This window comes from Burkholderia sp. MR1-5-21 (genome assembly GCF_053427715.1).
Genome location: NZ_JBSAXD010000094.1, coordinates 1 through 977, shown reverse-complemented (window position 1 = coordinate 977; position 977 = coordinate 1). Strand labels below are relative to the sequence as shown.

Annotated in this window: 1 pseudogene; it reads right to left on the bottom strand. The window is 61.3% G+C overall.

What is annotated here, in order from left to right:
* A pseudogene (locus tag ACV229_RS40525) lies at positions 1–977 on the bottom strand (filamentous hemagglutinin); the annotation flags it as partial.

The window sequence follows — 977 nt, the reverse complement described above, 5'->3', positions numbered from 1 at the left end:
CGCCTGCCGCTGAGCGGACAGTGTGCCAGCTTGATTCGACAAGGCTGCGGCGGTCAGAGCAAGTACGCCATTGGTCACAATCGAACCGCCCTGGTTCGAAAGTGCGCCGGTCCCGATAGTCAGCGCTCCGCTGCCGGCGTGTGCAATTTTTCCGTGATCGTTGATCAACGCGGCCGGCGTGAGGCTTAGATCGGTGCTATTCGTTTGTACGATTCCCGAACTATTGTCGAGCGTGCCGGTTACGGCGATCGTGGTCGGGTTGGTTCCGATCTGCGTGATCATGCCCGACTCGTTTTTAAGATCGGTCGCCGTCAGCGTCAACTGGCTTGCCTCAATCGAGCCTGAACTATTGTCCAAATTAGACGCGCGAACATTTGCCAGCGCTCCCGCAGCAATGCTGCCGGTTGCATTTGCCAGGTACGCGCCTGCATTAATCGACGCGTTCTGTCCGGCCGTCAACGAACCGTTTCCGTTGTCAATCGATTGCGCATCAACCGTCAAATCGGCATTTGCGCTGATCGATCCATGATTGGCAAGACTGCCTGCCTGTACAGTCACATCGCCATTGCCGCCGATCACACCACCTTGCGCACCGTTCGCCGTCGTGCCAGTCGAATTCGTCAGCTGGCTGCTCGTCGTGACCGACAGGCCATCGCCATTGAGCGACGTGATGCGCCCCGCCGAATTGTCCAGCGACGCGCCGGCCACCGTCATGCCAGCGGCACTCTGAATCGTGCCCTGGTGGTTGCTGATCGCGCCGCCGCGCACCTGCGTCGTGCCTTGCGACACCAGCGTACCGCCCTGATTCGCGAGCACGCCCGACGACTGCACCGACAGCGGGCCTTGCGCCGACACCTTGCCGCCCTGGTTCGACACGCTTCCGCCCGTCAGTGTCACACTGCTGCCGCTCGACAGGTTGCCGCGATCATTGACAAGCGCACCGCTAGCCTGCGCGTTGAGCGCCCCTTGCGCATTCG